Origin of the sequence: Streptomyces sp. MB09-01 (assembly GCF_033794505.1) — a bacterium.
Lineage (GTDB): Bacteria > Actinomycetota > Actinomycetes > Streptomycetales > Streptomycetaceae > Streptomyces.
Map to the genome: position 1 here is coordinate 1 of NZ_JARAYQ010000351.1, position 6,762 is coordinate 6,762.

Annotated in this window: 6 protein-coding genes; 3 read left to right on the forward strand and 3 right to left on the reverse strand. The window is 74.6% G+C overall.

Annotated features, from left to right (window positions below):
* Both PV721_RS39425 and PV721_RS39420 read right to left on the reverse strand, forming a co-directional pair.
* The coding region (locus PV721_RS39425; RefSeq protein WP_319733079.1) for a TerD family protein at positions 1–542 on the reverse strand (542 nt) is incomplete at its 3' end.
* A 376-nt stretch (positions 543–918) separates the two neighbouring features.
* Positions 919–2,442, reverse strand: a complete 1,524-nt coding sequence (locus tag PV721_RS39420; RefSeq protein ID WP_319733081.1) for an aldehyde dehydrogenase (NADP(+)) — start codon at positions 2,440–2,442, stop codon at positions 919–921.
* Positions 2,443–2,569: 127 nt separating this feature from the next.
* Here PV721_RS39420 and PV721_RS39415 point away from each other — a divergent pair, with 127 nt between their 5' ends.
* A complete protein-coding gene (locus tag PV721_RS39415) occupies positions 2,570–3,352 on the forward strand; it encodes an IclR family transcriptional regulator (protein WP_319733083.1) in 783 nt (260 codons plus the stop codon).
* Positions 3,353–3,410: 58 nt separating this feature from the next.
* Here the strand turns inward: PV721_RS39415 and PV721_RS39410 are convergent, their stop codons facing one another.
* Complete coding sequence (locus PV721_RS39410; RefSeq protein ID WP_319733083.1) at positions 3,411–4,193, reverse strand: IclR family transcriptional regulator; 783 nt, start codon at positions 4,191–4,193, stop codon at positions 3,411–3,413.
* A gap of 127 nt (positions 4,194–4,320) precedes the next feature.
* Between PV721_RS39410 and PV721_RS39405 the strand changes: the two genes are divergently transcribed.
* Together PV721_RS39405 and PV721_RS39400 are read left to right on the forward strand one after the other, a co-directional pair.
* A complete protein-coding gene (locus PV721_RS39405; RefSeq protein ID WP_319733081.1) occupies positions 4,321–5,844 on the forward strand; it encodes an aldehyde dehydrogenase (NADP(+)) in 1,524 nt (507 codons plus the stop codon).
* A gap of 376 nt (positions 5,845–6,220) precedes the next feature.
* Positions 6,221–6,762, forward strand: a 542-nt coding sequence (locus tag PV721_RS39400) for a TerD family protein (protein ID WP_319733079.1), incomplete at its 3' end; no start/stop codon positions are given.

Here is a 6,762-nt window from a genome sequence, read left to right on the forward strand (position 1 = left end):
GCGGGGGGTGCCGGGGCGACGGCGGCCGCGGGAGCCGGCTCGTCCTCCACGGAGACCCCGAAGTCGGTGGCGATGCCGGCGAGGCCGTTCGCGTACCCCTGGCCGACCGCGCGCACCTTCCACACGCCGCCGCGCAGGTAGATCTCGACGACGACGAGCGCCGTCTCGGAACCCAGCTGCGGCGGGGTGAAGGAGGCGATCACGGCGCCGCCGTCGGCGTTGCGCACGGTGGCCGTGGGCTCGATGCCCTGGAAGCTCTGCCCGGCGGCGTCGGGGCTGGCCGTGACCACGATCCGCTCGATGCCCGGCGGCACCGCGCCGGTGTCCACCGTGATCGAGTCCGGCGCCGCACCGCCGCCGGACCGGTAGCTGACACCGGGGCCGGAGGGCTGGTTGAAGAAGATGAAGTCGGCGTCGGAGCGCACCTTGCCGTCGGCCGTCAGGAGCAGGGCCGATACGTCGAGCCGCACCGGCGCAGCCACGTCCACCGTCACGCGGACGGTGTTGAGCGGCAGGTTGGAACCAGGGGTCATAGCGGTCATGCCCGGAGAACGACCGGAGGGGCTTTGCCGTTCCCTTACCCTCGCGCGAGATTTCAGCGGTGGTTGCGGGGCTGGTTCCGCGCCGCGCGCTCGTTGCCGCACTTCCGCGAGCCGGTCCAGCAGGCCATGACCAGCTGCGCGTCGCCGGACTCCATTCTCGGCGAGGAACTTCTGCGCCCGGCCCCGCACGGGGTGGCGGCGGTGCGGGCAACGGGTTCAGGGGCGGGGTCCCGGCCTGGCACGTCCCGGCCTGGCCCAATCCTGGCCTGGCACGGTCCCGGCCGGGGCACCTCGCCGGGGCACCTCCCCGGGGAACGTCCCCGGGCACGTCCCGGCCGGGGCGGGGGCCCCGCCCCGGCCGGGGTACGGCCTTCGCTCAGACGCCCGTGACCCGGCGCGGCAGCCCCAGCGGGTTGGCCTCGCGCAGCTCCGCCGGAAGGAGCGCGTCCGGCACCGACTGGTAGGCCACCGGCCGCAGCCAGCGCTCGATCGCGGTCCCGCCCACCGAGGTGGAGTGCGAGGTGGCCGCCGGGTAGGGGCCGCCGTGGTGCTGGGCCGGGGCCACCGCGACCCCGGTCGGCCAGCCGTTGACCACGATCCGGCCCGCCAGCTGGGTGACCTGCCCGATCAGCTCTGCGGCCGGGCCCGGTGCGCCCTCCGTCTCGGCGGCCGACAGTTGCAGCGTGGCGCTCAGGTTGCCGGGGAGCCGGCCGAGCACCGCCCCCGCCTCGCCCTGGTCGGCGTACCGCACGACGACGGTGACAGGGCCGAAGCACTCCTCCAGGAGGAGGTCGTGGGCGCCGCCCGCGAGCAGGTCCTCGGCGCTCACGGTGAGGTAGCCGGCGCCGACGGTGTGCTCCCCGCCGGAGCCCGGGGTGACGGGCGCGTCGACGCCGGGCAGCCCGGCCCGCTCGCGCACCCCGGAGACGAAGTTGTCCCGCATCCGGTGGTCGAGCAGCACGCCGGGCTCGGTCTCCCCGAGCGCCTTGGTGAGCGCGCCGGTGAGGCGGTCGCCCGCCGAGCCCTCGGGCACCAGCACCAGGCCGGGCTTCACGCAGAACTGGCCGAGGCCGAGGGTGACCGAGCCCGCCAGCCCGGCGCCGATCTCCTCGGCGCGCTCGGCGGCGGCGGCCGGAGTGACCACGACGGGGTTGAGGGAGCCCAGCTCGCCGTGGAACGGGATCGGCACGGGCCGGGCGGCCGCCGCGTCGAACAGGGCTCGCCCGCCCCGGATGGAACCGGTGAATCCGGCGGCGGCCACCAGCGGGTGGCGGATCAGCTCCAGGCCGGCGTCGAACCCGTGGACCACGCTCACCACTTCGGCCGGGAGTCCGACGGCGACCGCCGCCCGGCGCAGCAGCGAGGCGCACAGTTCGGAGGTGGCGGGGTGGTCGGGGTGCGCCTTGACGACCACCGGGCAGCCGGCGGCCAGCGCGCTCGCGGTGTCCCCGCCGGGGACGGAGAAGGCGAGCGGGAAGTTGGAGGCGGCGTAGACCGCGACCACGCCGAGCGGGACCTTGTAGCGGCGCAGTTCGGGGCGTGGCGGGCTGAGGGAGGGGTCGGCGCGGTCGATCCGGATGTCGAGGTAGGCGCCCTCGTCGACGGCGTCGGCGAAGGCGCGCAGCTGGCCGGTGGTGCGCGCCAGTTCGCCGGTGAGCCGGCCCGGGCCGAGCGCCGTCTCGGCGTCTGCGGCCTCGATGACGTGGGCGGCGGCCTCGTCGAGCAGCGCGGCGGCGGCGCGCAGGAAGGCGGCGCGGACGGTGGCGTCGGCGAGCGGGCCGCGGGCCGCGTGGGCCGCCCGTACGGCTTCGGCCACCTCCTGGGACGTGGCCTCCACCGCAACCTGCTCGCGCTGCTTCCCGGTGCGGGGGTCCACACTCCAGACTGGTGTCGTTGTCATGGCCCACTGCCTCCTGGATCGTTCAGTATTCTGAACGCGGTTCCGGTGGATGAATGATCACATCTGCTGCGGACTCTATTTCCGCGTCCTCCGCGTGACAAGAGGCGACCAGAGGGGAAGCAGGCGTATGACGACGACCGAGTCGGGGATCCCGGTTGCGGCGGCGCCGGTCAAATCGGCGGTGCGGACCGTCCTGCTGCTGGAGCACTTCGCTGCGCGGCCGGGGCTGCACAGCCTGGCGGACATCCAGCACGACCTCGACCTGCCCAAGTCCAGCCTCTACATGCTGCTGCGCACGCTGGTGAACCTGGGGTGGGTGGAGACGGACGCGACGGGCACGCGGTACGGAATCGGCGTACGGGCCCTGCTGGTCGGAAGTTCGTACATCGACGGCGACGAGGTGGTCGCCGCCGCGCGGCCCACCCTGGACCGGCTCTCCGACGACACGACGGAGACCATCCACCTGGCGCGGATGGACGGGACGAGCGTGGTGTACCTCGCCACCCGGCAGTCCCAGCACTACCTGCGGCCCTTCACCCGGGTCGGGCGGCGACTGCCCGTGCACTCGACGGCGCTCGGCAAGGCGCTGCTGGCCACGCACACGGACGAAGAGGTACGGAGGCTGCTGCCGCGGCGGCTGGAAGCGGTCACCGAGCACACCATCACCGACCGGGAGCAGCTCGTCGAGGAGTTGGCGCTGGTGCGGGAGCAGGGGTACGCGGTGGACCGGGAGGAGAACACGCTCGGGCTGCGCTGCTTCGGGGCGGCGGTGCCGTACCGGACGCCGGCCCGGGACGCGGTGAGCTGCTCGGTGCCGGTGGCCCGGCTGACGGCGGGGCACGAACAGGTCATCAAGGCGGCGCTGTTCGAGGCGCGGGACCGGCTGTCGGTGGTCACGCGGCGCATGTGACGGGGCGGTGCGGGGGGTTCCTCCCCCGCGCGGGGGAGGAACCCCCCGCACCGCCCCGTCACATGCGCCGCGTGACCACCGACAGCCGGTCCCGCGCCTCGAACAGCGCCGCCTTGATGACCTGTTCGTGCCCCGCCGTCAGCCGGGCCACCGGCACCGAGCAGCTCACCGCGTCCCGGGCCGGCGTCCGGTACGGCACCGCCGCCCCGAAGCAGCGCAGCCCGAGCGTGTTCTCCTCCCGGTCCACCGCGTACCCCTGCTCCCGCACCAGCGCCAACTCCTCGACGAGCTGCTCCCGGTCGGTGATGGTGTGCTCGGTGACCGCTTCCAGCCGCCGCGGCAGCAGCCTCCGTACCTCTTCGTCCGTGTGCGTGGCCAGCAGCGCCTTGCCGAGCGCCGTCGAGTGCACGGGCAGTCGCCGCCCGACCCGGGTGAAGGGCCGCAGGTAGTGCTGGGACTGCCGGGTGGCGAGGTACACCACGCTCGTCCCGTCCATCCGCGCCAGGTGGATGGTCTCCGTCGTGTCGTCGGAGAGCCGGTCCAGGGTGGGCCGCGCGGCGGCGACCACCTCGTCGCCGTCGATGTACGAACTTCCGACCAGCAGGGCCCGTACGCCGATTCCGTACCGCGTGCCCGTCGCGTCCGTCTCCACCCACCCCAGGTTCACCAGCGTGCGCAGCAGCATGTAGAGGCTGGACTTGGGCAGGTCGAGGTCGTGCTGGATGTCCGCCAGGCTGTGCAGCCCCGGCCGCGCAGCGAAGTGCTCCAGCAGCAGGACGGTCCGCACCGCCGATTTGACCGGCGCCGCCGCAACCGGGATCCCCGACTCGGTCGTCGTCATACGCCTGCTTCCCCTCTGGTCGCCTCTTGTCACGCGGAGGACGCGGAAATAGAGTCCGCAGCAGATGTGATCATTCATCCACCGGAACCGCGTTCAGAATACTGAACGATCCAGGAGGCAGTGGGCCATGACAACGACACCAGTCTGGAGTGTGGACCCCCGCACCGGGAAGCAGCGCGAGCAGGTTGCGGTGGAGGCCACGTCCCAGGAGGTGGCCGAAGCCGTACGGGCGGCCCACGCGGCCCGCGGCCCGCTCGCCGACGCCACCGTCCGCGCCGCCTTCCTGCGCGCCGCCGCCGCGCTGCTCGACGAGGCCGCCGCCCACGTCATCGAGGCCGCAGACGCCGAGACGGCGCTCGGCCCGGGCCGGCTCACCGGCGAACTGGCGCGCACCACCGGCCAGCTGCGCGCCTTCGCCGACGCCGTCGACGAGGGCGCCTACCTCGACATCCGGATCGACCGCGCCGACCCCTCCCTCAGCCCGCCACGCCCCGAACTGCGCCGCTACAAGGTCCCGCTCGGCGTGGTCGCGGTCTACGCCGCCTCCAACTTCCCGCTCGCCTTCTCCGTCCCCGGCGGGGACACCGCGAGCGCGCTGGCCGCCGGCTGCCCGGTGGTCGTCAAGGCGCACCCCGACCACCCCGCCACCTCCGAACTGTGCGCCTCGCTGCTGCGCCGGGCGGCGGTCGCCGTCGGACTCCCGGCCGAAGTGGTGAGCGTGGTCCACGGGTTCGACGCCGGCCTGGAGCTGATCCGCCACCCGCTGGTGGCCGCCGCCGGATTCACCGGTTCCATCCGGGGCGGGCGAGCCCTGTTCGACGCGGCGGCCGCCCGGCCCGTGCCGATCCCGTTCCACGGCGAGCTGGGCTCCCTCAACCCCGTCGTGGTCACTCCGGCCGCCGCCGCCGAGCGCGCCGAGGAGATCGGCGCCGGGCTGGCGGGCTCGGTCACCCTCGGCCTCGGCCAGTTCTGCGTGAAGCCCGGCCTGGTGCTGGTGCCCGAGGGCTCGGCGGGCGACCGCCTCACCGGCGCGCTCACCAAGGCGCTCGGGGAGACCGAGCCCGGCGTGCTGCTCGACCACCGGATGCGGGACAACTTCGTCTCCGGGGTGCGCGAGCGGGCCGGGCTGCCCGGCGTCGACGCGCCCGTCACCCCGGGCTCCGGCGGGGAGCACACCGTCGGCGCCGGCTACCTCACCGTGAGCGCCGAGGACCTGCTCGCGGGCGGCGCCCACGACCTCCTCCTGGAGGAGTGCTTCGGCCCTGTCACCGTCGTCGTGCGGTACGCCGACCAGGGCGAGGCGGGGGCGGTGCTCGGCCGGCTCCCCGGCAACCTGAGCGCCACGCTGCAACTGTCGGCCGCCGAGACGGAGGGCGCACCGGGCCCGGCCGCAGAGCTGATCGGGCAGGTCACCCAGCTGGCGGGCCGGATCGTGGTCAACGGCTGGCCGACCGGGGTCGCGGTGGCCCCGGCCCAGCACCACGGCGGCCCCTACCCGGCGGCCACCTCGCACTCCACCTCGGTGGGCGGGACCGCGATCGAGCGCTGGCTGCGGCCGGTGGCCTACCAGTCGGTGCCGGACGCGCTCCTTCCGGCGGAGCTGCGCGAGGCCAACCCGCTGGGGCTGCCGCGCCGGGTCACGGGCGTCTGAGCGAAGGCCGTACCCCGGCCGGGGCGGGGCCCCCGCCCCGGCCGGGACGTGCCCGGGGACGTTCCCCGGGGAGGTGCCCCGGCGAGGTGCCCCGGCCGGGACCGTGCCAGGCCAGGATTGGGCCAGGCCGGGACGTGCCAGGCCGGGACCCCGCCCCTGAACCCGTTGCCCGCACCGCCGCCACCCCGTGCGGGGCCGGGCGCAGAAGTTCCTCGCCGAGAATGGAGTCCGGCGACGCGCAGCTGGTCATGGCCTGCTGGACCGGCTCGCGGAAGTGCGGCAACGAGCGCGCGGCGCGGAACCAGCCCCGCAACCACCGCTGAAATCTCGCGCGAGGGTAAGGGAACGGCAAAGCCCCTCCGGTCGTTCTCCGGGCATGACCGCTATGACCCCTGGTTCCAACCTGCCGCTCAACACCGTCCGCGTGACGGTGGACGTGGCTGCGCCGGTGCGGCTCGACGTATCGGCCCTGCTCCTGACGGCCGACGGCAAGGTGCGCTCCGACGCCGACTTCATCTTCTTCAACCAGCCCTCCGGCCCCGGTGTCAGCTACCGGTCCGGCGGCGGTGCGGCGCCGGACTCGATCACGGTGGACACCGGCGCGGTGCCGCCGGGCATCGAGCGGATCGTGGTCACGGCCAGCCCCGACGCCGCCGGGCAGAGCTTCCAGGGCATCGAGCCCACGGCCACCGTGCGCAACGCCGACGGCGGCGCCGTGATCGCCTCCTTCACCCCGCCGCAGCTGGGTTCCGAGACGGCGCTCGTCGTCGTCGAGATCTACCTGCGCGGCGGCGTGTGGAAGGTGCGCGCGGTCGGCCAGGGGTACGCGAACGGCCTCGCCGGCATCGCCACCGACTTCGGGGTCTCCGTGGAGGACGAGCCGGCTCCCGCGGCCGCCGTCGCCCCGGCACCCCCCGC